The sequence below is a fragment of the Saezia sanguinis genome (assembly GCF_963921665.1).
Lineage (GTDB): Bacteria > Pseudomonadota > Gammaproteobacteria > Burkholderiales > Burkholderiaceae_C > Saezia > Saezia sanguinis.
In genome coordinates, this window is the sequence record NZ_CAWUGC010000017.1 from 121,535 (window position 1) to 145,902 (window position 24,368).

Genomic DNA, 24,368 nt, shown 5'->3' on the forward strand with positions numbered 1-24,368 from the left:
CAGAAATAAAAACGGCTCCTGCAAGGAGCCGTTCATGTCTGTATCCAGAAAAAGAATCAGTTCAGATATTCTTTGATCTGTGCAGGAGACAGGCGACGGGCATTCAAAATCAGGCCCTGGCGTTTCAGGGAAGCCAGTTCTGAGCGTTTGATGCTGATTTCTTCGTCAAAATCCCAGGTGATATCGGAGAAATCACCCTTCAGGTCATCCAGTGCACCTTTCTTTTCGGGCCAGGCAGCATCTTCAGTTACCACAACAACTTCTGCGTCTGTCACACGAATCACGCGCAGCAAGCCATAGGCAGAACCGCCTTCGTCACCGAATGAATATTCAGAGAAGTGATCCAGACGTGCAGCATAGATATCGTCCACTTTCGGGCTAGCCAGTATCTGATCGGCAGACTGAGCATGTGCTGCTGACATAAAACCGATACCAAATACCAAAGAAGCCAGCATCGCTGTCATCAGAGAAATAAATTTACGCATGAAATACTCCAAAATAATAAAAGAAAAATCCGTTATCAACCGCCAGCTTCACCCCAATAGAATCAAAACCCTTTATGGATGTGAACACAGCACAAAATGGCATCAGTTCAGATACGACTGAATCTGCTCTGAACTCAAACGTCGTGCTTCCAGAATCAACTGATCATTCTGCAAAGACTCCAACGTTGTACGCTGAATGGTAATCTCTTCTTCCTGATCCCAGGAAATATCAGAGAAATCACCATTCAAGTCGTCATGCGCCCCTTGTGGCTCAGGCCATGCGGCATCTTCGGTAATGACCACAATTGTATCTGAAGTCACTTCAATCACCCGCAAAAGGCCATAAGCATCGCCTCCTGAACCAAAGCTATATTGGGAAAAATGAGACAATTTGGCTGCATAAATATCATCCACCGCAGGTTGCTGCAACAGCGCTGTCGTACGTGCCTGCGATGAAAGCGAAGCCAGGTACTCCGGGGTCAATTGCGTCTGGGCACACCCGACAGCAAAAAATGCCGCCACCAGCATTGAGAAAAACACAGTCCATAAACGAAACATAAAGCCAATACTCCCACGCCATGTTAGAACGAATAAACGGTCTTGATCATATCAAGTAATGCGGTTGATCTCAAGAGCTCCCTCTGATAACAACCGCACCTCAGAAAACCGCGTTAATTCAACGCGGCAGAATAATCATTTGTCCAGGTAGCGCCGCACTTCCGCAGGCGTGAACCTGCGTGCTTCAAGAATCAGGCCCTGTTGTCTTAAAGACTCCAGTTCCGAGCGTTTGATGGTGATTTCTTCATCATAAACCCAGTTCTCAACGTCAGACAGGTCCCCTCTGAGCGCATCAACCGCTTCTTCAGCCTCGTACCATGCTGTTTCCTCCGCAACCACCACGATGGTTGTTGGAGTCACTTCAATCACACGCAACTGGCCCCAGTCTGGATCAGGGTCACCCCAGTCTTCCTGGGCAAAATGATCCAGCCGTGCGGCATAGACATCGTCAACCTGAGGCTGCTGGAGCAGTGCAATGGTCCGCTCCTTAGGGCTCATCGCCGTAGCCTCAGCCGCCGTCAACTGCTTGGCAGCAACGGCACCGGCAAACAAGAATGTGGTGCAAAAACAAACAAACAGTGTGAAAAATGCACGCAAATTTGATTTCATTGTGGCTTCACCTTAAACAAAATTCTGATGTAACAATTAATTCTGCAGACGACGGATCTCGCTCGCAGATAAACGACGTGCGTCCAAGATATCGCCCTGCTCTTTATGCTCGGCCAGATCTGCGCGCTGGATGGTAATTTTTTCACCGAAATCCCATCCCAAATCCAGCACATATGAGGTATTCTTCAAGTCGCTCAGTGCTTCTCTGGCCTTGTATCTGGCCACATCAGCCGTCACAACAACGATTTCTTTAGAGGTCACACGGATAACGCGCATCAGGCCCCAGTCCGGGTCCGGGTCACCAAAATCAGACTCGGAAAACACATCCAACTGCGCTGCATAAATGTCATCCACTTTCGGGCTGGCCAAAAGCTGGTCAGCAGACTGTGCCGAAGCAACAGATGCCATCCCCAGGCTCAATACCATAACGGTAAATACCGTTGTGAAAAAAACGCCCAATCTACGTGCCAGTACCATCATTTTATGAAGCTCCTGTTTACATTACATATAAGATTTCTATGACAAATCATCTGATCACTATCCCCGGATAGCGGCCCCTGATTGCTCTGTATCACCCACTTTAAGGCAATTCCCGTCCATTCTATCCCGAAAAGATGTTCAAACCGGATTTTATCCTCCCTTTTCTCTCACCCTCACCGATTGCTTGTTTTTTAGGCAAAACTGGCACCGGTATGGCTTGCGCATCATCATGTTATCTGTTTTTTCATTTTTCCCCCTTATTTCTCCCACCCTTTTAGCCCGAGTGTTGAACTCATTTTCAAAAATGAGGTAAGGTAGAAATATGTCCGATACATTGCGTGCACCGGTTAATTCTCTTGAATACTTTGCCTTGCTGGTTTCAGAAGAGGAGAGCCTGCCTTTGGCCGAAACACTGGCCAATATCGCCCAGATTGAGTATCCGGAATTGCGCCTTTCAGACATCGCCGATGAACTGGATCAATTGGCAAAACGGGCACAGCGGAAAGTCCCCGTCAATACACCTGTCCTGCAAAAAATATGGCTTTTCAATCAGTTTCTGTACAAAGACATGCACTTCAAAGGTGCCAAACAGACAACAGATGATCCAGACCTTTCCTGTATCAACATGGTGCTGAAAACACGCCAGGGGGCAGGAATCATACTGGCAGCCATTTACATTGAAATTGCCGGCCAGCTCCATTTGCAGGCGCGCGGCGTTGCTTTCCCTGAGCATTTTCTTGTCAAAATCCGGCTTAACCGCCCCAACGGCGCGCCGGGGGAAGTCATTATCGACCCGCTGACAGGCCGCTCACTGAACATGGAAGATATCCATGCACTGCTGATGCCGTTTAAAAAGCAGCATGGTCTGGTTGATGAGTTTGATATTCCCAGTGACCTCTTTTTGGAATCCGCCCCGAAAAAAGACATGGTGGCCGGCATTCTGGCGCACCTGCGCGCCACCTATATGGAACATGAAGACTGGCCGCGCCTGATTCAGGTGCTGGACCGCCTGATTACACTGAATCCGGAGCATATTGAAAACTACCGCGAACGCGGTTTTGCGCTGATTAAACAGGGGCAGCCGCAACAGGCCGCGATTGATCTGGAGCATTATTTGCAACATGCCCGCCTGCAGATCGTGAATGACACGGACATGGTCATGCAGCAACTGACCCTGTTGCGTAACCGGAATCTGCATTAATTCATATCTCTTGTATTATTTGAGTCTCTTTGCACCGAAAGAGAAGGATGATCTTCATGTCGCCAAGACAATGGCTTGAAAAGCTGGTTGCATTCGATACCACCACCCGTAATTCCAACCTGGAACTGATTGAATTCATTCAGCAATGGCTGTCGCAGCAAAACATTCCCAGTTGGCTGGCCTACAACCCCGAGCACAGCAAAGCCAATCTGTTCGCCACCATTGCCGACCAGCATGGCAACACCCAGGGTGGCGTCGTGCTCTCAGGCCATACCGATGTTGTGCCGGTTGACGGGCAGAACTGGCACACACCGCCTTTTGAACTCACTGAACGTGATGGCAAACTGTATGGCAGAGGCAGTGCCGATATGAAAGGCTTTATCGCCGTGGCACTGGCACTGGTCCCCGAGTGGCTGCAAAACCGGCCCAAGCGTCCCATACACCTGGCCTTCTCATTTGACGAGGAAGTCGGATGCGTGGGGGTATCGTTCATGCTGGACGAACTGCAAAAACGCGGCATACAGCCTGATGGCTGCGTTGTTGGCGAACCCACCAGCATGCAGGTGATCATCGCCCACAAAGGCATCAATCTGTACCGTTGTTGTGTGCACGGAAAAGCGGCGCACTCGTCCTTAACCCCACAGGGCTGCAACGCCATCGAACACGCCGCCCGCCTGATCTGCCACATTCGGGACATGGCAGACCGCATGAAAGCCCAGGGCCCTTACGACCACCTGTATGATGTGCCCTTTACCACCCTGACCACCAACCAGATCCAGGGCGGCATCGCCTCCAATATCCTGCCGGAGCAGTGTGAGTTTGTATATGAGTTTCGCAACCTGCCGGGGATGAGCCCTGCCAACATCCAAAGCCACATTGAAGACTATGTTCGCTCAGACCTGCTGCCACGCATGCAAACCGAGTATGCCCAAGCGCGGGTAGACATCACCAGCACGGCACAGGCCCCGGCCCTGGAAGCCGATGAGCAAGCAGCAATAACGCAACTGGTACGCGCATTGACCAGCGATACGCAGCAGCGCAAAGTCGCATTCGCCACAGAGGCCGGGCACTTCCAGCACATAGGCATTCCAACCGTCGTATGCGGGCCAGGCAGTATTGAGCAGGCCCACAAACCGGATGAATTCATTGAAATCAGCCAAATGCAGGCTTGTGAACAATTCCTGCGTAAACTGGCTTTGGCACTGTAATACACAAAGCGGGGCCCTGCTATGCCGCATTATTGCCCAAGGCAAATGGACCGGTGGAACAGGGCAGGCATCCGTGTTTTTTTGCATTACGTTACTTTTTGGCATATTTGACCAGTTTGATACAACAAACCTTGCAACACACGTGGCTAATCCTTTTAAAATGACCTTTGTTAGAAAACACTTTTGTATCTGATTTGCAGGCTGAATCAGCCCGGATGCCATTTACAATCGGAATGTTCCTCGTACATTTCATCAAGGAAAACGCTCATGGCAACTACAACACAAAAATCCCCCCGTATCACAAAAGCGCCTAAAACAACCCCTGCTAAAAAGAGCCCCCGCCGCCGCAGCGCCCAGCATGTCGAAGTTGGTACCTCATTCATACAACGCACCCCCAGCAAGCTGGCCAAACTAGAGGCCAATCACTCCACACAGTCAGCCCTGGCTGCCAAGGCAGAAGGTGTGATTGACCAGTTGCGCCAGGTTGACATCAATGATCCACAAGCTTCCAGCGACATGGTGCAACATATTCTGACCCGCATTTCTCCGGATGAAGTCAAACTACTGGATAAAACGCTGAAAGCCATTGCAAAAAACAAGGCTCCAAAAGTTGACTACGACCATGAATTGGCTGAGGACTGGCGCCACGGTGGCTACCCTTACAAATACCTGATGCAGCGCAAGACCTATGAAGAGCAGAAGTATCATCTGCAGGTCGAGTTGCTTAAATTACAGGCCTGGGTCAAGAAAACGGGCCAGCGCATCGTTATTTTGTTTGAAGGGCGTGATGCGGCCGGCAAAGGCGGCACCATCAAACGTTTCATGGAACACTTGAACCCCCGCGGTGCCCGCGTCATCGCGCTGGAAAAACCTTCCGAGGTCGAGTTGGGGCAATGGTATTTTCAACGCTATATCATTCAGTTGCCGACCCGCGGTGAGATGGTCATGTTTGACCGCTCCTGGTACAACCGTGCCGGCGTAGAACGTGTGATGGGATTTTGTACCCCAACAGAATACAAGGAATTCATCCGTGAAGTTCCGGAAATGGAACGCAACCTGACCCGCAGCGGCATTCACCTGATTAAGTTCTGGTTTTCGGTCAGCAAAGAAGAGCAGATTCGCCGCTTTAAAGAACGTAAAACACACCCGCTCAAACAGTGGAAACTCTCCCCTGTTGATCAGGCATCGCTCGGTAAATGGGATGAGTATACCAAGGCCAAGGAAGACATGTTCTTCCATACCGACACAGCCGATGCACCCTGGACCGTTGTGAAATCTGACTGTAAAAAACGCGCGCGCCTGAATGCCATGCGTTATGTGCTGCTCAAATTGCCTTACGACAACAAAAACCTGGAAGCCATTGGCGCCATTGACCCGCTGATTGTCGGACGTGCCAACGTGGTTTATGAACGCGGCGAGAAAGGCAGCCTGGACCCGATATAACATAGCCAGATAAATGATGAGGCCGCATTAAAACGCAGGTTGAAAACTGCTTTTAATGCCCCACCTGAAGGTCATAGTGACAAACAGAGTTGGATAATGACAAAGGAGCAAGCGTCAGATACTGAGCAGCACCCCTCACCTCCACAGGATGAGCCGGCCACGCCGGCTGAACTGGAGGTGGTGCAGTATTCGACCATACTGCCACAAGCCATGCTGCTGCAGTCCGACGTGTTTCCGGCCACGCCCCCGGCACAACTGGATGACGGCATTTTGCGGGTTGCCACCTACAACATCCACAAAGGCGTTCGGGGGTTGGGGCCGATCAAACGGGCAGAACATCAAAACCTTGCCCTTGCGGTCGAAGAGTTTGACGCTGACCTGGTTTTTCTGCAAGAGGTCAGAAAACTTTATAGCCGTGCCGATATTGCCCAGCGCCTGCAAATGCCGGGCCCCCAGGCTGATTTTTTGGCCCCCGAGGGTTATATCAGCAGCTACATGACCAACGCCTACACCAAAGAAGGGCAGCACGGCAATGCGCTGCTGTCTCGCTGGCCGGTACTGGGCATGGCACGTGAAGATATTTCAGACAACCGGTTTGAACAGCGCGGCCTGCTGCACGTTAAAGTCAAGGTTGCCGGAACCTTGCTGCACTGCATTGTGGTACACCTCAGCCTGCGTCAGGTCGGCCGTAACTGGCAGATTCAGCGCCTGATTGATCTGATAGAAAGAGAAATTCCGTCAAGCGAACCGGTACTGATTGCCGGTGACTTTAACGACTGGAACAACAAGCTGCTGCTGCCGATGCTGCATGCCGGTTTCACTACCTTCACCATTCCGCCGGAAGCAACCTTTCCTTCCGTTGCGCCGGTCTGGCGGCTGGACCGCATTTACGCCCGCGGCCTGACACCTTTGCGCGCCTACGTTCCCAAGGGCAAAATCTGGACCCGCATGTCAGACCATTTGCCGCTGATTGGCGAATTTGAATTGAGCTGACCCCAATCCTTTGGCTGCCCTTTTTAATGATCTGCACCGCAAACGGGGCAATGAGGCCGGCGCTTGATGCGCAGCGTGGTCCATTGCATTTGCAGCGCATTGAGCATCAGCAAACGCCCAACCAAAGGCTCGCCAATCCCCATCAGCAGCTTCAACGCTTCGCCTGCCTGCATGGTTCCGGTCATCCCGGTCAATGGCGCAAACACGCCCATGGTTGAGCAGGCAACTTCCTGTGGCACATCTTCTGGCGGATACAGGCATGCATAACACGGCGAGCGCTCGTCGCGCAGGTCGAAAACGCTGACCTGTGCATCCCAGCGGATAGCCGCTCCGCTGACCAGCGGTTTACGGTATTTCACACATGCCGCATTGATCTGCTGGCGGGTGCGGAAGTTATCCGTACAGTCCAGCACCACATGTGCCTGATCAACCAACTGCTCTAAAACCTCACCTTGCGCTTTGGCCTGCACGGCATGAACCTGCACATCCGGGTTCAACGCAGCCATTCCCTGTGCGGCAGAGTGCACTTTCGGCTGCCCCACACGTGCAGTGGTATGCACAATCTGCCGTTGCAGGTTGGTCAGATCCACAGCGTCAGCATCCGCCACGGTGATCTGCCCGCAACCTGACGCGGCCAGATACATCAGCGCCGGTGAACCCAGCCCGCCGGCACCAATCACCAGCGCGTGAGATTGCAGCAATTTTTCCTGCCCCTCAATCCCCACCTCGTCCAGCAGAATGTGGCGTGAATAGCGTAAAAGTTGTTCGTCATGCATGGCACATATGATACGCGCAAGCGATTATCTGAGTCGGCTGCATTGCACTGGGTATTCTGCAAAATACCAGCAGAATGAAAAGCCATAAAACTTCAGATGCTCCTGCTGGCCGGCACAAATATGGCACAGATACGGCACACGCGCGACTCTTTTATAAAAAACAGACCTGACCGTCAACAGCCTCCATCGGGGCATCATGCTTTTTTCATTGCCTGCGCCCGTAGCGCAGCAGGCATTTTCTCCAGTGCATAACGAAATGCCGTGCGCGGCATGGTTTGTTTTCGTGCCACCACAAAATCATACACAGCCTGCTGATGTGCTTCACTGGCGGCTTTCAGCATCCAGCCATAGCCTTTTTGCACCAGATCATCCTGATCGCTCAGCAGCAGATCGGCCAGTTCAAAAATCTCCGGCAAAAACATCCCCTTGCGGGCTGGAATGATCAGGGAAACCGCGGCGGCACGCCGCTTCCAGCGGTTATCAGACATCGCCCAGTCTTTCAGCCTGACAACACAGGCCGGATGCATCATCAGCAAATCACCCACCGCATGATTACACAGCGTATCGCATGATGCCCAGTTATTCACATAAGCATCCAACCAACCATCAAATACATCCATATCGGCCAGTTCATACGTCCCTCGCATTTCATAGGCCCACTGGCACGCAATGAATGATTCTTCAATATAGCCGGACTGCCATAACGCCTCACAACATGCAAAAACATCGGTTTTTGAGGCTTGCGGCATCAAAGCGAAATACTCTTTGGCAATACGGTTCACCTGAGGCACCGGGACACCATATAACCGGATTTCCTCTTTAAAAAAACGCTGGCTGTTCTGCCGGGTTTTTTCATCCACACTTTGCTGCAATGCAGCGCGAAGCTGAACAGTTAACCACTTAATGGATTGATCAGGCATCACAAAATCAATATCTCCCTTTTTCTAAACACTGCTCCTTGGAAAAGCAAGAGTTATTCTTAGACAAGCATAGATTAAAACCATATGATTGGAAGACTATCTGTATTATTTTCTAATAAAGTATCTTTTCTGTACTTATCCAAAAATGAATATTTCACAAAAAGACATCAAAATACTCTGGGGACGCTCAGGAAACCGATGTGCAATATGTAAAACGCAGCTAACTCAAGACGCATCAACTGTTTCGTCAACTTTTACACTGGGGGAGCAGGCTCATATTGTGGGAGAAAAGCCTGGATCTGCAAGATCTAATAGTTTGCTAACACCTGAAGAACGAAACAGTTATCATAATTTAATTTTACTATGCCCCACCCATCATACAGAAATTGATTGCAATCCATCAGATTGGCCCGTTGATCGGCTTTATCTTATCAAATCTCAACATGAACTTTGGGTTAACGAAACACTCAGTGAAAAGTCATCCCCTATTGAATCTGCCAAGCAAGTTACAGTTAACTACATTATTGATTCTGCAGTGGAATTATGTAGTTTAGATCAATGGGTTGGATGGACAAGCTTTGCATTATCATCAGAACCAAGCTGGGATATCATAATGCCAAACAAAGTATATGAATTTAGAAAACGGGTTCTTGCAGCTATTTGGCCCGAAGAGTTCAAAGAACTCAAATGCGCTTCTTACACACTCGCAATATTATTACACCAAGCATCACAAAAATTTCAAGAGCACGCGGAACTAAACCCAGAGTTAGAAAAATACTACCCGGTTAAGTTTTATAAAATTCTTGTGAATAATCCAAACTACATAGAAGATGTGCAAGCATATGAGCAGTGGCTTTATGAATGTCATCGCCTTGTCATTGATGCAACAAAAGCCGCTAACTGGTTTGCTGACATTGTCCGACGAGATATTAATCCTTTGTTTTTTGCTCAAACAGGTAAGTTTCTAATTGAGAGGGGTCCCTTTAAAGAGGACTTATCATGTCATACTAGATTAGTTGAATTCATGGAGGAAGAAAAAATAAACCTTCTCAATCTTTATTGAAGACTTTTAGATAAACATATTGAAGCACGTTACTTATTTTTCAGTTCAATAGTACTTTTTTAATACATCATTTATTTTTTACTTTGTTGAAGTGTGTGCTGCTTCCCCCCGCAACAAATACAAACAGGCTGCACAGTAAAACCAACAGCCCATAGCCCAGCATATGCCCATCCTGTCCGGTGACAACCCAGCCGGCAACCAGTCCGATCAAACTCCCTAAAAAACCAGCGACAGCCAGCCGTATCCATGAACGCTGCCGAAACCAGAACAGCCGTGCCATTGAACCAACGGCCATGCCAACGAAAAGTGGCAGCAGCAAAAAATTGCCGATATGCGTCAACAGTTCCAACCCGTTCATGACATGGCCCGTTCTTATCAAAAGTTAAAAGCATTCTATAATAGGACGCTTTCAAGGGTTGAAATGATCAGGTGAGTATCTCGCCTATTTTTCCACTTCATCGGAACTGCTGTTAATGGCACGTATGCACATATCTTTTTGGCTACAGGCACACAGGCTGGCCGCCCGGTCAGATCAGGCCCTGCCCTGCATATTTGCTCCTGGCCTGACCATGCCGGCCAGTTGGCATTCCTAGCACCTCTCTTTTGCTGACATGAACAGGCAGCCTTCGCTGCTTTTTCCCTTTTTCTTTTTCCACTGATCTGATCCGACATTCATGAAACCCTTTATCCGGCAACAAATTGAACGCAGTACCTATCGATTCAGCGAACTCGAAGCATTTCTGTCCAGCCCTGAGGTCATGAGTGACATCCAGCGTTTTCGCACGCTGTCACAGGAGCATGCCGGCCTGAGCCCGCTGATTGAAAACTATCGCCAGTACCAGCAAAGGGAAAGCGACCTGAGCAATGCGCACGAGCTGGAAAACGATCCGGAAATGGCAGAACTGGCTGCGGAAGAAATTCAAAGCGCGCAAGCCGATTTGGAACGTCTGGAACAGGAAATCCAGTCTTTGCTGCTGCCCAAAGATCCCAACGATGACCGCCCGGTGTTCCTGGAAATCCGTGCCGGCACCGGCGGCGACGAATCCGCACTGTTTGCCGGCGACCTGCTGCGCATGTACACCCGTTATGCCGAACGCCAGGGCTGGCGCGTGGAAGTAATCGGTGCCAATGAGTCCGATCTGGGTGGCTACAAGGAAGTTATCATTCACATCAACGGGCACGGTTCACAACCGGGCATTTACGGCAAGCTTAAATTTGAATCCGGCGGCCATCGCGTGCAGCGCGTTCCTGTGACCGAAACGCAAGGCCGCATTCACACCAGTGCCTGTACCGTTGCCGTGCTGCCTGAGCCTGACGAGGCCACTGCCATTGAGATTAATCCGGCAGACCTGCGCATTGACACCTACCGGGCTTCTGGCGCCGGGGGCCAGCATATCAACAAGACCGATTCGGCCGTTCGCATCACACACATTCCAACCGGCATTGTGGCGGAATGTCAGGATGACCGCTCACAGCACCGCAACAAGGCCAAAGCCATGCAGGTACTGCAGGCCCGCCTGCAGGAGAAAGAGCGCAGCGAACGCGCCGCACACGAGGCCGCCACCCGCAAAAGTCTGGTTGGCACGGGGGACCGCTCAGACCGGATCCGTACCTACAACTACCCGCAGGGCCGTGTGACGGACCACCGCATCAACCTGACCTTGTACAAACTGCCGTTTATCATGGATGGCGATCTGGACGAGATCATCACAACGCTACAAACCGCGGCCGGCGCTGAGCAGCTGGCCGAAATGGAAGCCCGCATGGAGGCATGACAAACATGAACGATACACAAACCACTTCACTGCCCGAGCAGGTGATGAATGTACGCCAAGCACTTGATGCTGCGCGTGCCATGGGCATTGACCAGTTGGATGCCCAGTTGCTGTTGCTGTTTGCCCTGGGGCGTTCTTCGCGTGAACGTGCCTGGCTGCTGGCGCACGATGAAGACACCATGCTCAAAGATGAGCAGAACCAGTACATGGCGTTGCTCCAGCGCCGTGCTATTGGTGTACCGCTGGCATACCTGACAGGCGAAAAAGAATTTTACGGTTTAAACTTTTCAGTTGACCGCCGGGTTCTCGTACCACGGCCCGAAACCGAACTGCTGGTCGACTGGGCACTGCAACTTTTGCCGGCCAGCTCAACCGCCCGGGTGCTTGACTTGGGCACTGGCAGCGGCATTCTGGCTGTCACATTGCAGCATGAACGCCCTGAACTGGAAGTGACTGCTGTCGATGCCTGCCAGGAAGCGCTTACCGTAGCCACACTCAACAGCAACGAACTGCTGCCGCCAGAATCACATATCCGCTTATTGCTGGGGGACTGGTTTGCCCCGGTTGCCAATGAAAAATTCGACCTGATTGTCAGCAACCCACCTTATGTTGCCGCAGGCGATGTACACCTGCAAGCCCTGTCTCATGAGCCCCAGCATGCACTGGTATCAGGCGATGATGGTCTGGATGACATCCGCCGCATCATTGCGCAGGCGGCAACCCATCTGTTACCGCAAGGATGGCTGCTGCTTGAACATGGCTACGACCAGGCAGAAAAAGTGCAAACCCTGCTGGAAAGCGCTGGCTTCCAGAATGTGGAAACCCGTAAAGACCTGGCCGGACAGAACCGGGCCACAGGGGGGCAGTTGCCAAAGCCTTAAACTCGACTGGTATGACATAGACACCGTCACCCGTTTGGCAAACACAATTCCCAACCACACACGGGTCACGATCAACTGCAGTACGTTTGCGGTGCGCCTACGATATGCATAGATTGGGTTAAATCATGTGGTGGCATTTTTACATTGGCATCTCAGGGAAATCCCGGCCCGTTTTTCACACCACAAACAGGCTCTGTGAATGAAACGTTGGACAACAGCATATGTGCTTGTTCACAATAAATAATGAACTTTTGAATATTTCCGGACTCTCCTGCCATATATTGCAAAGCATGGTCAAATAGCGAACTAGCTCAAAAGGCTAAATGTGCTGTAAGTTATACGCTGATTTTAAATCGCATAAATTCAGGAGCCCGCGATGTCCGATACACAAAAACGTATTGAAGAACTGGTTAAAAACAACCCCGTATTGCTTTTCATGAAAGGCAGTGCCAAATTCCCCATGTGTGGTTTTTCAGGACGCGCAGTCCAGATTCTGAAAAACTGTGGCCTTGACGACTTTATGACTGTTGATGTTTTACAGGATGAAGAAATTCGCCAGGGCATTAAAACTTACAGCAACTGGCCAACCATTCCGCAACTGTATATCAACGGCGAGTTCATCGGCGGCTCCGATATCATGATGGAAATGTATGAAAGCGGCGAATTACAAAGCCTGATCAAAGCCAGTTGTCCATCTGCATAAAACACAAAACCCCCTGTATTTGCATACCGGGGGTGCATTTTCAATCAAAATCAAATCGGCTATTGCTCTTCAGCCACCGCTGTAGTCACCATGACAGGCGCAGGCTCATGAATCCAGCGCTGCCGGAAATTAAACACCGTATTGGGGTAATGGTCCCGGCCACGTGACCCGTTATAGCGTCCCAGAGCCATAAACAGATCGCCTCGCTCAATATCCATGTAATGGCGCAAAATGACGCAGCCATAACGCAAATTGGTCTGGGCATGGAACAGCTTTTTCACATCGCCATCCCCGATCAGGCGGGTCCAGAACGGCATCACCTGCATATACCCCAAAGCACCTGCCACGCTCACGGCATATTGCTTAAATGCGCTTTCCGTCTGAATCAGCCCTAAAACCAGCGCTGTTTCCAGGCCGGCGCGTTTGCTCTCGTACCAGACCGTTTCCAGGAACTCAATCCGATTGTCAAAGTTAGGAATGCGGCTTGCCAGCCGGTCTGACATCGAGCCCAGCCAGTTCAGATATTCCAGCCGCTCTGACATATCGGCAAACTGCTGTTGCCGCAACGGCGGTGCTTCATTGATAGCGGCTGAAAGTGCCGTGCGCACAGAGTGCGTCAAAGGCTCTTCCAGTTGGGATGCCTGAGAACGCCCAGGCAATAATGCCAAACCCGGAAAAGCCAGTACCGATGCGGCAGCAGCCAGCCACTGCCTTCTGTTTTTAAAAGTTCCCTCGCCCATAGCAGTTAAGCTTACACGCTTAACCGCCCTTTGAGAAAGGTTGTAATGGTATTCAGGTCAACTTTTGTTGCTTCCAAGTCACGCCTGCCCTGGTATTCCAACTGGTTTTCTTTAATACCGCGCTCGGAAATAACCACCCGGTGCGGCACACCAATCAGCTCCCAGTCGGCAAACATGGCACCAGGCCGCTCGCCCCGGTCATCCAAGAGAACATCCACACCTTCTTTTTGCAGCGCACTATAAAGTGCGTCGGCCTGCTGGCGTACAGATTCATTGCGGTCGTAACCAATCGGGCACAACACCACCGTAAACGGTGCCAGCGTATCAGGCCAGATCATGCCTTTATCATCATGGTTCTGCTCAATAGCAGCACCCATGATGCGGGTGATACCAATGCCATAACACCCCATTTCAAAAAATTGCGGCTTGCCGTTCTCATCCAGATACGTGGCATTCATGGCCTTGGAATATTTCGTCCCCAGGTAAAATACATGTCCGACTTCAATCCCCCGCTGAATGGCCAGCTCTCCTGCACCGTCCGGCGAAGGATCGCCGGCAACCACGTTGCGGATATCGGCGACAGCATCCGGCTCAGGAATATCCCGCCCCCAGTTGATGCCGGTAATGTGAAAGCCCTCTTCATTGGCACCACAGATAAAGTCGGTCATGTTCGCCACGGTACGATCGGCCACAATTTTGATCGGCTGTTTCAGCCCGACCGGCCCCAGGTAGCCAGGCTTGCAACCGAACACGGCTTCAATTTCACTCAGGCTGGCAAACCGGAACCCCTGATCCAGCCCGGCAACTTTGCTGACCTTGACTTCATTCATATCATGATCACCGCGCACCAGCAGCAACCAGACCTGGACTTTTTTCACATTCCCGTGCTCGTCCAGCTCATCAGTTGCCAATACCAGTGATTTCACCGTGCGGGACAAAGGCAGATTCAGCAATTCGGCGACAGCCTCGCAAGTGCTTTTCCCAGGAGTTGGGACTTTAGTCATTTTTTCAGCAGGTGCGCCTCTTTGCGTGATCAGGCTGACGGCTTCCGCTTTTTCAATATTGGCCGCATAGTCAGACCCGGTGCTGTAAACAATGGCATCTTCACCGGTATCGGCAATCACCTGGAACTCATGTGAGCGGTCGCCGCCAATAGCGCCAGAATCAGCCGCCACGGCCCGGTAGGTCAGCCCGAAGCGGTCGAATATGCGGCTGTAAGCTGCGTACATTGTTTTGTAACTTTCGCCGGCAGCGGCTTCGTCCCGGTCAAAGGAATAAGCGTCTTTCATGATGAATTCACGCCCGCGCATGATGCCAAACCGGGGGCGCCGCTCATCGCGGAATTTGGTCTGAATCTGGTAAAAATTCTTCGGCAACTGTTTGTAGCTGCGCAGTTCCTGCCGGGCAATATCGGTCACCACCTCTTCGGAAGTGGGCTGAATGACAAAGTCCCGCTCATGCCGGTCTTTCAGGCGCAGCAGTTCCGGCCCCATTTTTTCCCAGCGTCCGGTCTCCTGCCACAATTCGGCCGGCTGCACCACCGGCATCAACAGCTCCATCGCACCGGCGCGGTTCATCTCTTCGCGGACAATGGCTTCTATTTTGCGAATGACACGCAGCCCCAGCGGCATATAGTCATAAATACCAGCGCCCAGCCGCTTGATCATACCGGCGCGCATCATCAGTTGATGGCTGACAATTTCAGCATCTGCAGGCGCTTCTTTGAGAGTAGAAATTAAAAATTGCGAGGCTTTCATCAAATTGTGTCCATTAAAATCGCTAAAAACAGTGAAGCAACTGCTATTTTCCATCCAGTTACAGAAAAAATTCGCTTCACATGCTATATTGGAATCAGTTTAAAAGTTCCAAGGTGTGATTATGCTTGACAGAGACGGTTTTCGTCCTAATGTCGGCATCATTTTGCTCAACCGCTATAACAAGGTTTTTTGGGGCAAAAGAATTCGCTCCAATTCCTGGCAATTCCCTCAGGGAGGCATCGACCCTGGAGAATCCCCCGAGCAAGCGATGCTGCGCGAACTCCGTGAGGAGATCGGTTTGCTGCCAGAGCATGTACGCGTGATCGCACGTACACGTGACTGGCTGCGCTATGAGGTGCCAGACCGCTATGTCCGCCGTGAGGCCAGAGGTTATTATCGCGGACAAAAACAAATCTGGTTTTTACTTCAATTGCTGGGTCAGGATTCTGACATGGATTTACGCTCCACGGAACACCCCGAGTTTGACGCCTGGCGCTGGCACGACTACTGGGTGCCGCTGGATGTGGTCATTGAATTCAAACGCGGTGTTTACAGAAATGCCCTCAATGAACTGGTTCAGTTTCTACCCCGTATTGATTCCCGCAACCGCTATCTGCGCGGCAAGCGCCGTACTGGCCGCTCCTTTTCGCGCTCACTTTATCCACCCAGCCGCCAACCCGAGGAAGACAATGCCGGCCCGTTAACAACGCAGCAGGACAGCAGCCCTGCTGAAGACGCTCTCTCGCAGCCACCACTGGTCATTATTCACCATAAATAATCAAAGTAGACAGACAACATGAAAAATTTCAAATCCGCTCTTCGCACCGTTTTTATCGCATGGATACTGGGAACAGCGGCCACCTGCATTTACGCCCAGAATACCACTTACGCCGATGATTACTGGCTGGACTGGAAAGAAACTGAAATCACCTCTTTCCCTGATTTTGACCTCAACCGCGCCATCAATATTGAAGCCATGCCCGGCAGCCGGATGAACTGGTTCATTGACCCTAAGACCATCACCATCGACAAAGACAGTGTTGTGCGGTATGTGGTCATTGCCACCAGCAATACCGGCGCACAAAACGCCATGTATGAAGGCATTCTGTGCGCACAAAACACATACAAAATTTATGCCCGAGCTGTTGGCGATGGTGGCTGGCGTGCCGTTGAGAACCCCGAGTGGAAAAACCTGAGGGACGCTCCGGCGCTTAGCCATGAAAGAATGATCGCACAGATCTATATGTGTGAAAACGCATCACGCCCACGCAGTGTGGAGAGTGTAATCAGACGCCTGCGTACACCGTATGCAAGCCAAAAACCTTAATCAACTGGCATAAACAATTGGTCTCATACCAGCCAGCAGATGTTGAGTCATCTGCTGGCTGGTCGCTGCTCATATTCCAGCCTGTGTACACATCAAGCTCAACGCCTCTGCCGCTTGCTATAATTTCGACAGACCCTCTGAAAAATGTCATGAACGACCATACCTGCTCACTGCTGGAAAGCCTGGAATCCATTGCACAGGCCACGCCTGCACGCATCATCATCAGTAACCCGCAAACCAAAACAGCACCCTGCACCCGGGTGGATATCGCCGCTGCGACAGCAGGCTACCAGATCAGCAAACGCATTGGCGCCCAGGTTTTCCATGAAAACATCATGCCTGGGCAACTCTGCGCTGTACTCTCCCAACTGATGCAGGACTTTACCCAGCTCAACGCCTTTACGCCGGATACCCAATACCGGCTGCGCCTGACCAAAAAAGGCAAGGTTCAATTTGGCCGGCAAGCTACCCAGGCGGAAACACCGTCCATGTCCAGTAGTGCAGCCTCTATCCCGGCGAAATCAAATACACCGGCATCTGCCCACTCCTCTACACATAACCGCCAAAAACAGTACCTTCTGCCCGAAGGCCAGGCCATTGCACCGCTGGTAGACATGGGGGTATTCACTCCCGAGGGCCGCATTATCAAAGCCATGTACCACAAGTACCGGCAGATCAACCGTTTTCTTGAAATCGTTAAAGACGCACTACAGGAAGAGCATGGCGGTACGCTGCATATTTTGGACTTTGGCTGCGGCAAATCCTATCTCACTTTTGTGCTTTACCATTACCTCAGCACCGTGCTGGGTTTGGATGTGCGCATGACCGGGCTGGACCTCAAAGCGGACGTCGTCGCCAAATGCAACGCTGCAGCACAACGCTATGGATACCAGCACCTGGCCTTTGAGGTTGGCGATATCAATGGCTACCAGCAACAAACAGCGGTGGATATGGTCATCACCCTGCATGCGTGCGACACCGCCACCGATTACGCACTTCACAATGCGGTGAAATGGGGCGCACGCATGATCTTTTCAGTACCCTGTTGCCAGCATGAACTCAATGCCCAGATGCACAGTGATGACCTGGCCATCCTCACCCGCTACGGCATCGTACAGGAACGTATTGCCGCGCTGATGACTGACGCCATTCGCGCCAACCTGTTGCAGGCCTGTGGCTATAAAACCCAGTTGCTCGAATTTATCGACCTTGAGCACACCCCAAAAAATATCCTGATCCGCGCTGTACGTAGCAATTCACCCGTGGCGCAGCGGCAAAAATTTTTGGCTGAGGCCGAACGCCTGATGCAAGCATTCTCATTTCAGCCCACCCTGTATACCTTGTTGCAGCAAATGCAACTGTTCAAGCCATTACGCTGACACCACCACGTTCTCACGGCGAATCAACTCCAGCTCAGTTACAGAGTCAATCGTTATTTCAAAGAATCCTGGCTATCCCCGGCAAGCACAGGCACCAGCAAAACATAGCGCTCTGCCTGGCGACTGTCTGGAAGGCTGGCAGTATTGGCAACTGCGCTATCGGTGAAACGGCGATTGCCCTGACTGTCAATCTGCACACCATACCCGCCGACCAAAATAGCTTCGCCTTGTTGAATCACAGGCAGCGCCAATTCTGCAGCAGCGCCCGTCCCTTCTTCAAAGTGTAGTACGCCTTGCACTACTCTCGCATCTGCCGTCGTTTTCAAACCTAATGTCATACGCTCATCAGGTTGAGACATGATCGTGAGTGTGAATAACTGTGGCACAGTAAACCAATGGCGCGCATCATCCGGCACATGTGTAGGGGCAGAGCCCTGCACAATTCCTCCCGGCACACCTTCGGGCAATAACATTCTGGATGATGAAAAAAGATGATAACGTGCATCCGCCTGTTCCCGTGCAGACATGGCATCTAAAAATGCGGCCAACTGCTCAGCATTCAAGACGAAAAAATAGTGTGACTGCGGCTGCAAGTCTGATGAAGCGTGCTCCGTTTCACAACGAATCGCCAATACCTCCGCAGCAGCCTGGCACCCACCCCATAGCGGGGTCTCAAAATAGTGCCATGTCACAATGAAATCAGAGGTATTTGTTGACCTATGTGACATGACAGCCTGCTGGTCAGAACCATTTGTTGCTGCTGTATCTGCCAGAACAAACCCACTCCAAATAAAAAGCCAGGTGGCGGCTATGCCCAAGAAAAAACGTTGACACCAAAACATCTATTTCTCCCGAACAATGGTTCCCTGTTGCATAAATTTTTTACCGAATACAGCGCTCCAGCACTCCATAATAGATAAACCCGTTTACACAGGCACCTCATATACCCAGCCGGGCTGCCATGCATGGGTATGGCGCCAATCGTCCTGAAAAGCCTGCTGCCAGGTTTTACCACGTAACAAAACGTCCAGTGCCAGTTGAGGTGCCTGATGCGCAACAATGGCAACGGATTTTTCTTTATAGTTTTGCTTCAGATCTTTTAAAAAACCGGCAACCCGGTTTTCCACATCCTGGTAAGACTCGCCACCTGGAAACGGCTCCAGAATATACTGGTTAAGGTTGTTTTTTACTTTGTGAGAAGGCTGCTGACTGAAGTCACCATAATTAATTTCTCGCAACCGCCAATCATTTTTAACTGGGAACCTCGTTCCAAAAACCAGGGCAACGGTTTCAGATGAGCGTTTTAAATCTGATGTAAAAATAACATCAAATACGTCTGTCACCAGTTCACCCAGCTCCTGCGCCTGCTTGCGTCCTTTTGCCGAAAGCTCACAGTCCACCCATCCGGTTGCCAGCCCGGCTTCATTGTCAACAGTGGTTGAATGCACAAAATACGTCAATTTCATATGACATCCTTTTCAGACCATTGAATTTCTGATGGCAAATAAGCCGCTTGTATTCATTGATATTACTGGCAGTATCCTGTTTTTACAGGCTTTCTGGCACAATTCCAGGTGCATTAAAAGAGTACTGTTTTTTCGCTTGCAGCGAATAGATTCTTCAACCTGCTTGATATGTTTTTATGCAGGGATAACCAGCCGCAGGCGATCACGCAGGGCTTTCCAGATACAACAACCACAGCACCAGCTATAGCGAGCAATCAGCGTAGAGAAACAGATGACAACACCATATTGTCACGGTGAATCAGCTCTTGTTCCGCCACATAACCCAGCAGATGCTCAATGTCTGTGGATGGGTGTTTGGCAATCAGGCGGGCCTCAGGCGCCGCATAGTTGGCCAACCCACGGGCAATCTCCCGCCCTTCCAGGTCAATGACCGTAATCACTTCACCGCGTACAAAATCGCCTTCTACTTTCACCACACCAACCGGCAACAGGCTCTTGCCTGCATGAAGCAGTTTGTCTGCCGCACCTGCATCCACCTGTACAGAGCCGCTGACCTGCAGGTGATCGGAAATCCATTGTTTACGTGCCAGCGTTTTATGCGTATCGGCCACCAGCAGTGTGCCGCTGTAGTGCCCATCCACCAGCCGCAGCAGTACATCATCTTCACGGCCCCAGGCAATCACGGTACTGGCACCAGACCCGGCAGCACGTTTAGCCGCCAGCACCTTGGTTAACATACCGCCCTTACCAATTGAAGAACCTGAGTCTCCTGCCATTTTTTCCAGTTCCGGGTCACCTGCCCGTGCCTGCTGAATCAGTTGCGCGGCCGGGTCTTTGCGCGGGTCGGCCGAAAACAGCCCTTTCTGGTCGGTCAGAATCACCAGCAGATCAGCCTCGATCAGGTTCACCACCAGAGCACCCAGCGTATCGTTGTCACCGAATTTGATTTCCTCGTTCACCACCGTATCGTTTTCGTTGATGACCGATACAGCGCCCAGGTCTAACAGCGTCAGCAACGTGGCACGCGCATTCAGATAGCGCTCGCGGTCTGCCAGGTCGGCGTGCGTTAACAGCACCTGCGCACTTTGCACACCATATTTACGCAACTGTGTTTCATACATCTGCGCCAAACCCATCTGCCCGACTGCCGCTGCTGCCTGTAATTCATCGATTTTTTTCGGCCGCTTGGGCCATCCCAGGCGACGCATCCCCTCGGCAACAGCTCCGCTGGAAACCATGATCACCTCGCGTCCGGATTTGGTGAGCGCAGCAAGCTGCCGGCACCACTCGCCAACGGCCCGTTCATCCAAGCCACGGCCCTCATTGGTCACCAGGCTGGAACCCACCTTGACCACAATACGCCGTGCCTGCATCAGCACCTGTGTGGCATCTGTCAAATTGCTATGCTTGGTCATCATCGTCACCCGATATCGTGTCAAAACGTGGATCTTTATCCGGTTCGGCCTCATGGAAAGAGGCGACAAACTCATAGGCTGAGCGCATCAACGGCATGCAGCCCTCATGCGTCAGCGCTGATATTTCAAACACAGGCCCTTTGTATTTCAGCCGCTTTACAAACGCTTTTACCCGTTCTGCACGCTCTTGCTGGGGCACCATGTCCAGCTTGTTGAGCACCAGCCAGCGCGGCTTTTCATACAGCGTTTCATCGTATTTGCGCAGTTCTTCCACAATTTCATGTGCCTGCGCAACCGGGTCAATACTTTCATCAAAGGGTGCAATATCCACCACATGCAGCAGCAAACGGGTACGCTGCAAATGGCGCAAAAACTGATGCCCCAGCCCGGCCCCTTCCGAGGCACCTGCAATTAGCCCAGGAATATCGGCAATCACCAGGCTTTGCTCCGGCCCGACACGCACCACACCCAGGTTCGGGTGTAAGGTGGTAAACGGATAATCCGCAATTTTCGGACGCGCGTTTGAAACAGCCGTAATCAGCGTTGACTTACCCGCATTGGGCATGCCCAGCAAACCCACATCGGCCAGAATCTTCAGCTCGAGCTTCAATTTGCGCTGCTGGCCTGGCTTGCCCGGCGTCTTTTGCCGCGGCGCCCGGTTGGTACTGCTTTTGAAATGCAGGTTACCAAGGCCGCCTTCTCCGCCCTGTGCAATCATTACCCTCTGCCCGTGCTCGGCCAGATCGGCAATCGTCTCGCCGCTATCCAGGTCGGTAATGATGGTGCCCACCGGCATACGCAACACCAAATCTTCAGCCGCTTTGCCATACTGGTCTGCGCCCCGGCCGTTTTCACCATTTCTGGCTTCATGGCGGCGTGCATAACGGTAATCAATCAACGTATTCAGGTTGCGGTCGGCTTCAGCAAATATATGCCCCCCACGTCCGCCGTCCCCGCCATCAGGGCCGCCATAGGGAATGAATTTCTCACGCCGGAAGCTGGCGCTGCCATCGCCCCCTTTACCCGAGGCCACATCAATGGTTGCTTCATCAACAAACTTCATAATACGTTCTTCATTTCTGTACCACAATCAGGCAATACACAATCGATGGCACACCAGTCAAAATCGGCTTTGGGGTAAATCCGCCCCAAAATGAATGCCCAATAAAATAAGCGCATGAAATGCATTCATTGAGGCTAATGCATGGATTATAAGGACTTCAAAAAACAAAAGCCCGCTTATATGCGGGCTTGTTGACCTGACAACGTGTCAGTTCAATCAGGACTGTGCAGTAGGCACCACACTGACCGTCTGGCGCTTAAACTCGCCACCGATCTCAAACTTCACCTGCCCGTCAACCAGGGCAAACAAAGTATGGTCTTTACCAATGCCTACATTGGTGCCAGGATGGAACTTGGTGCCACGCTGACGCACAATGATAGAACCCGCAGGAATGCTCTGCCCGCCATACGCCTTCACTCCCAAGCGTTTAGCCTGTGAGTCGCGTCCGTTACTGGTGGAACCACCACCTTTTTTATGTGCCATTTGATAACTCCTTGTGCTTTATACAATAAAACTGATTTTGCCCAAACGCATTACGCGCTGACAGCCTCAATCTGCACCTGAGTGAATGGTTGGCGATGCCCTTGGTGCTTTTGATAATGCTTGCGACGCCGCATTTTAAAAATTGTGACTTTGTCGTGCTTGCCATGTGCCAACACTGTAGCTTTTACAGTTGCGCCAGCGACCAAAGGCGTGCCTACCTTGAGTTCACTGCCTTCGCCGACAGCCAACACCTGGTCAAACACAATCTCTTGGCCCACTTCCGCAGCAATCTGTTCTAGCTTAATCTTCTCGCCAACAGCAACCTTATATTGTTTGCCGCCGGTTTTTATGACCGCGTACATAGGAACCCTTTCAAATCAGAATACTTTGTACAACAAAATAATACAAAACTAGTTGCCCGGTTTGACTACGTTGCAGCAAAATACGCCATGTGAAATCAATAAAAAACCCTACCCAAAATGGGCAGAGCATTAGATTATAGCCTTTTCTACAGAATTTGTCACCACCTCTTACGAACCAATACACACAACCGCCACCCTTTCTTATAATTGCCACATCATTTGAACTTGTGCTGTTGAATTGCCTTGACTACAAATACAACCCCCTCCTCCAACCAGTTCATGGAACTGGCCACGCCCGAACTGGCGGCCCTGAATGAAGTTATCCGCAACCATTTGCACTCTGACGTTGTACTGATACGTCAGATTGCCGAATACATCATCTCATCGGGCGGCAAACGCCTGCGCCCAGTCATGCATATGCTGATTGCGCGCGCGCTCGGGCACGACAGCGGCACCCGGCACCTGCTGGCAGCGGTCATTGAGTTTATTCATACCTCCACCTTGCTGCACGACGATGTGGTGGACGAATCCGCCCTGCGGCGCGGGAAAAATACCGCCAACGCTGTTTTTGGCAATGCCGCCAGCGTACTGGTGGGAGATTTTTTATACTCCCGCTCTTTCCAGATGATGGTGTCTGTAGGCAGTATGCACGTACAGGAAATACTGGCCGATGCCACCAACGTCATCGCCGAAGGCGAAGTCATGCAGTTGATGAACGCGCATGACCCCGATGTGAACATCGAAGGCTACATGCAGGTCATCCGCTACAAAACCGCCAAACTGTTTGAAGCCAGCACCCGCCTGGGAGCAGTCATTGCCAATACCTCAACGGAAATAGAAGAGGCCTGCAGCATTTACGGGCAGGCGGTTGGCACAGCGTTCCAGATCATAGACGATATACTTGACTATGAAGGCAATGCAGAAGAAATGGGCAAAAACGTCGGCGATGACTTACGCGAAGGCAAACCAACCCTGCCCCTGATCATTGCCATGCAGCGCGGCACAGACGAACAGCGCGAACTGGTGCGCAACGCCATTATCCACGGGGACGCCGAGCACCTGCCCCAGATTGTGCAAGCGGTGCACGCCACCGGTGGCATTGACTTCAGCCGCGAAGTTGCCATCAAAGAAGCCAAGCGTGGTTGTGATGCACTGGAAATCCTTCCCGCTAGCCAATATAAGAAAGCCCTGATAGAATTTGCACTTCAATCGGTTGACCGTCGGGCATAAGAATACCTACTGCCCTATAATCAAACATTGTCAATTTACAGATGCAAGCAT

Annotated in this window: 27 protein-coding genes; 12 read left to right on the plus strand and 15 right to left on the minus strand. The window is 51.3% G+C overall.

Annotated features, from left to right (window positions below):
- Positions 1-56: 56 nt before the first annotated feature.
- From AACY98_RS12255 to AACY98_RS12270, 4 genes are all read right to left on the minus strand, one after another.
- Positions 57-485, minus strand: a complete 429-nt coding sequence (locus AACY98_RS12255) for a hypothetical protein (RefSeq protein ID WP_126979100.1) — start codon at positions 483-485, stop codon at positions 57-59.
- A 102-nt stretch (positions 486-587) separates the two neighbouring features.
- Positions 588-1,043: a hypothetical protein gene (locus tag AACY98_RS12260; protein ID WP_339805405.1), complete on the minus strand. Its 456-nt coding sequence runs from the start codon at positions 1,041-1,043 to the stop codon at positions 588-590.
- A 135-nt stretch (positions 1,044-1,178) separates the two neighbouring features.
- Positions 1,179-1,652, minus strand: coding sequence for a hypothetical protein (locus AACY98_RS12265; protein WP_126979096.1), 474 nt, complete (start codon positions 1,650-1,652; stop codon positions 1,179-1,181).
- Between the two features lie 36 nt (positions 1,653-1,688).
- Entirely contained in the window at positions 1,689-2,132 is a 444-nt protein-coding gene (locus AACY98_RS12270; RefSeq protein ID WP_126979094.1) for a hypothetical protein, read from the minus strand.
- A gap of 322 nt (positions 2,133-2,454) precedes the next feature.
- On the opposite strand from AACY98_RS12270, the gene AACY98_RS12275 reads away from it, so the two are divergent.
- The 4 genes from AACY98_RS12275 to AACY98_RS12290 all read left to right on the plus strand — a co-directional run bounded on the left by AACY98_RS12275 (position 2,455) and on the right by AACY98_RS12290 (position 6,977).
- Complete coding sequence (locus tag AACY98_RS12275) at positions 2,455-3,333, plus strand: SirB1 family protein (protein WP_339805408.1); 879 nt, start codon at positions 2,455-2,457, stop codon at positions 3,331-3,333.
- A gap of 56 nt (positions 3,334-3,389) precedes the next feature.
- Positions 3,390-4,541 carry an acetylornithine deacetylase gene (gene argE / locus AACY98_RS12280; protein WP_339805410.1) on the plus strand — a complete coding sequence of 384 codons (1,152 nt, stop codon included), beginning with the start codon at positions 3,390-3,392 and terminating at the stop codon, positions 4,539-4,541.
- Between the two features lie 267 nt (positions 4,542-4,808).
- Positions 4,809-5,984 (plus strand): polyphosphate kinase 2, encoded by a 1,176-nt coding sequence (ppk2, locus tag AACY98_RS12285; protein WP_126979087.1) that lies wholly within the window; start codon positions 4,809-4,811, stop codon positions 5,982-5,984.
- A 210-nt stretch (positions 5,985-6,194) separates the two neighbouring features.
- Complete coding sequence (locus AACY98_RS12290) at positions 6,195-6,977, plus strand: endonuclease/exonuclease/phosphatase family protein (RefSeq protein WP_126979682.1); 783 nt, start codon at positions 6,195-6,197, stop codon at positions 6,975-6,977.
- A 23-nt stretch (positions 6,978-7,000) separates the two neighbouring features.
- Here AACY98_RS12290 and AACY98_RS12295 read toward each other — a convergent pair whose 3' ends face one another.
- Positions 7,001-7,753, minus strand: coding sequence for a HesA/MoeB/ThiF family protein (locus AACY98_RS12295; RefSeq protein WP_339805412.1), 753 nt, complete (start codon positions 7,751-7,753; stop codon positions 7,001-7,003).
- A gap of 194 nt (positions 7,754-7,947) precedes the next feature.
- On the minus strand, positions 7,948-8,673 hold the full coding sequence (locus AACY98_RS12300) for a DNA alkylation repair protein (RefSeq protein WP_339805414.1): 726 nt from the start codon (positions 8,671-8,673) through the stop codon (positions 7,948-7,950).
- Between the two features lie 145 nt (positions 8,674-8,818).
- Here AACY98_RS12300 and AACY98_RS12305 point away from each other — a divergent pair, with 145 nt between their 5' ends.
- Positions 8,819-9,736 (plus strand): HNH endonuclease signature motif containing protein, encoded by a 918-nt coding sequence (locus AACY98_RS12305; RefSeq protein WP_339805416.1) that lies wholly within the window; start codon positions 8,819-8,821, stop codon positions 9,734-9,736.
- 67 nt (positions 9,737-9,803) lie between these two features.
- Here the strand turns inward: AACY98_RS12305 and AACY98_RS12310 are convergent, their stop codons facing one another.
- The gene (locus AACY98_RS12310; RefSeq protein WP_339805418.1) at positions 9,804-10,094 is read right to left on the minus strand and encodes a hypothetical protein; all 291 of its coding nucleotides are present in this window, start codon (positions 10,092-10,094) and stop codon (positions 9,804-9,806) included.
- Between the two features lie 316 nt (positions 10,095-10,410).
- Here AACY98_RS12310 and prfA point away from each other — a divergent pair, with 316 nt between their 5' ends.
- The 3 genes from prfA to grxD all read left to right on the plus strand — a co-directional run bounded on the left by prfA (position 10,411) and on the right by grxD (position 13,095).
- Entirely contained in the window at positions 10,411-11,511 is a 1,101-nt protein-coding gene (gene prfA / locus AACY98_RS12315) for a peptide chain release factor 1 (protein WP_339805420.1), read from the plus strand.
- Positions 11,512-11,516: 5 nt separating this feature from the next.
- Complete coding sequence (prmC, locus tag AACY98_RS12320; protein WP_339805422.1) at positions 11,517-12,392, plus strand: peptide chain release factor N(5)-glutamine methyltransferase; 876 nt, start codon at positions 11,517-11,519, stop codon at positions 12,390-12,392.
- 376 nt (positions 12,393-12,768) lie between these two features.
- Positions 12,769-13,095, plus strand: coding sequence for a Grx4 family monothiol glutaredoxin (gene grxD, locus AACY98_RS12325; protein ID WP_126979078.1), 327 nt, complete (start codon positions 12,769-12,771; stop codon positions 13,093-13,095).
- A gap of 59 nt (positions 13,096-13,154) precedes the next feature.
- On the opposite strand, the gene AACY98_RS12330 is transcribed toward grxD, so the two are convergent.
- Both AACY98_RS12330 and AACY98_RS12335 read right to left on the minus strand, forming a co-directional pair.
- Positions 13,155-13,835 carry a lytic transglycosylase domain-containing protein gene (locus AACY98_RS12330; protein ID WP_126979076.1) on the minus strand — a complete coding sequence of 227 codons (681 nt, stop codon included), beginning with the start codon at positions 13,833-13,835 and terminating at the stop codon, positions 13,155-13,157.
- Positions 13,836-13,846: 11 nt separating this feature from the next.
- Positions 13,847-15,592 (minus strand): proline--tRNA ligase, encoded by a 1,746-nt coding sequence (locus AACY98_RS12335; protein ID WP_339805425.1) that lies wholly within the window; start codon positions 15,590-15,592, stop codon positions 13,847-13,849.
- 121 nt (positions 15,593-15,713) lie between these two features.
- Here AACY98_RS12335 and AACY98_RS12340 point away from each other — a divergent pair, with 121 nt between their 5' ends.
- From AACY98_RS12340 to AACY98_RS12350, 3 genes are all read left to right on the plus strand, one after another.
- Positions 15,714-16,370, plus strand: coding sequence for an RNA pyrophosphohydrolase (locus tag AACY98_RS12340; protein ID WP_339805427.1), 657 nt, complete (start codon positions 15,714-15,716; stop codon positions 16,368-16,370).
- A gap of 18 nt (positions 16,371-16,388) precedes the next feature.
- Positions 16,389-16,919, plus strand: coding sequence for a CNP1-like family protein (locus tag AACY98_RS12345; RefSeq protein ID WP_339805429.1), 531 nt, complete (start codon positions 16,389-16,391; stop codon positions 16,917-16,919).
- Between the two features lie 149 nt (positions 16,920-17,068).
- Positions 17,069-18,298, plus strand: coding sequence for a class I SAM-dependent methyltransferase (locus AACY98_RS12350; protein WP_339805431.1), 1,230 nt, complete (start codon positions 17,069-17,071; stop codon positions 18,296-18,298).
- Between the two features lie 53 nt (positions 18,299-18,351).
- On the opposite strand, the gene AACY98_RS12355 is transcribed toward AACY98_RS12350, so the two are convergent.
- From AACY98_RS12355 to rplU, 6 genes are all read right to left on the minus strand, one after another.
- Complete coding sequence (locus AACY98_RS12355) at positions 18,352-19,026, minus strand: hypothetical protein (protein WP_339805433.1); 675 nt, start codon at positions 19,024-19,026, stop codon at positions 18,352-18,354.
- 198 nt (positions 19,027-19,224) lie between these two features.
- Complete coding sequence (locus tag AACY98_RS12360; RefSeq protein WP_339805435.1) at positions 19,225-19,764, minus strand: histidine phosphatase family protein; 540 nt, start codon at positions 19,762-19,764, stop codon at positions 19,225-19,227.
- A gap of 254 nt (positions 19,765-20,018) precedes the next feature.
- On the minus strand, positions 20,019-21,179 hold the full coding sequence (proB, locus tag AACY98_RS12365) for a glutamate 5-kinase (protein ID WP_339805551.1): 1,161 nt from the start codon (positions 21,177-21,179) through the stop codon (positions 20,019-20,021).
- Entirely contained in the window at positions 21,166-22,242 is a 1,077-nt protein-coding gene (gene cgtA, locus AACY98_RS12370) for an Obg family GTPase CgtA (protein WP_339805437.1), read from the minus strand. Before cgtA ends, proB begins: the two co-directional genes overlap by 14 nt.
- 216 nt (positions 22,243-22,458) lie before the next feature.
- Positions 22,459-22,725 (minus strand): 50S ribosomal protein L27, encoded by a 267-nt coding sequence (rpmA, locus tag AACY98_RS12375; RefSeq protein WP_126979060.1) that lies wholly within the window; start codon positions 22,723-22,725, stop codon positions 22,459-22,461.
- A gap of 50 nt (positions 22,726-22,775) precedes the next feature.
- A complete protein-coding gene (gene rplU, locus AACY98_RS12380) occupies positions 22,776-23,087 on the minus strand; it encodes a 50S ribosomal protein L21 (RefSeq protein ID WP_126979058.1) in 312 nt (103 codons plus the stop codon).
- Positions 23,088-23,366: 279 nt separating this feature from the next.
- Here rplU and AACY98_RS12385 point away from each other — a divergent pair, with 279 nt between their 5' ends.
- Entirely contained in the window at positions 23,367-24,317 is a 951-nt protein-coding gene (locus AACY98_RS12385; protein WP_339805553.1) for a polyprenyl synthetase family protein, read from the plus strand.
- The last annotated feature ends 51 nt before the right edge of the window (positions 24,318-24,368 follow it).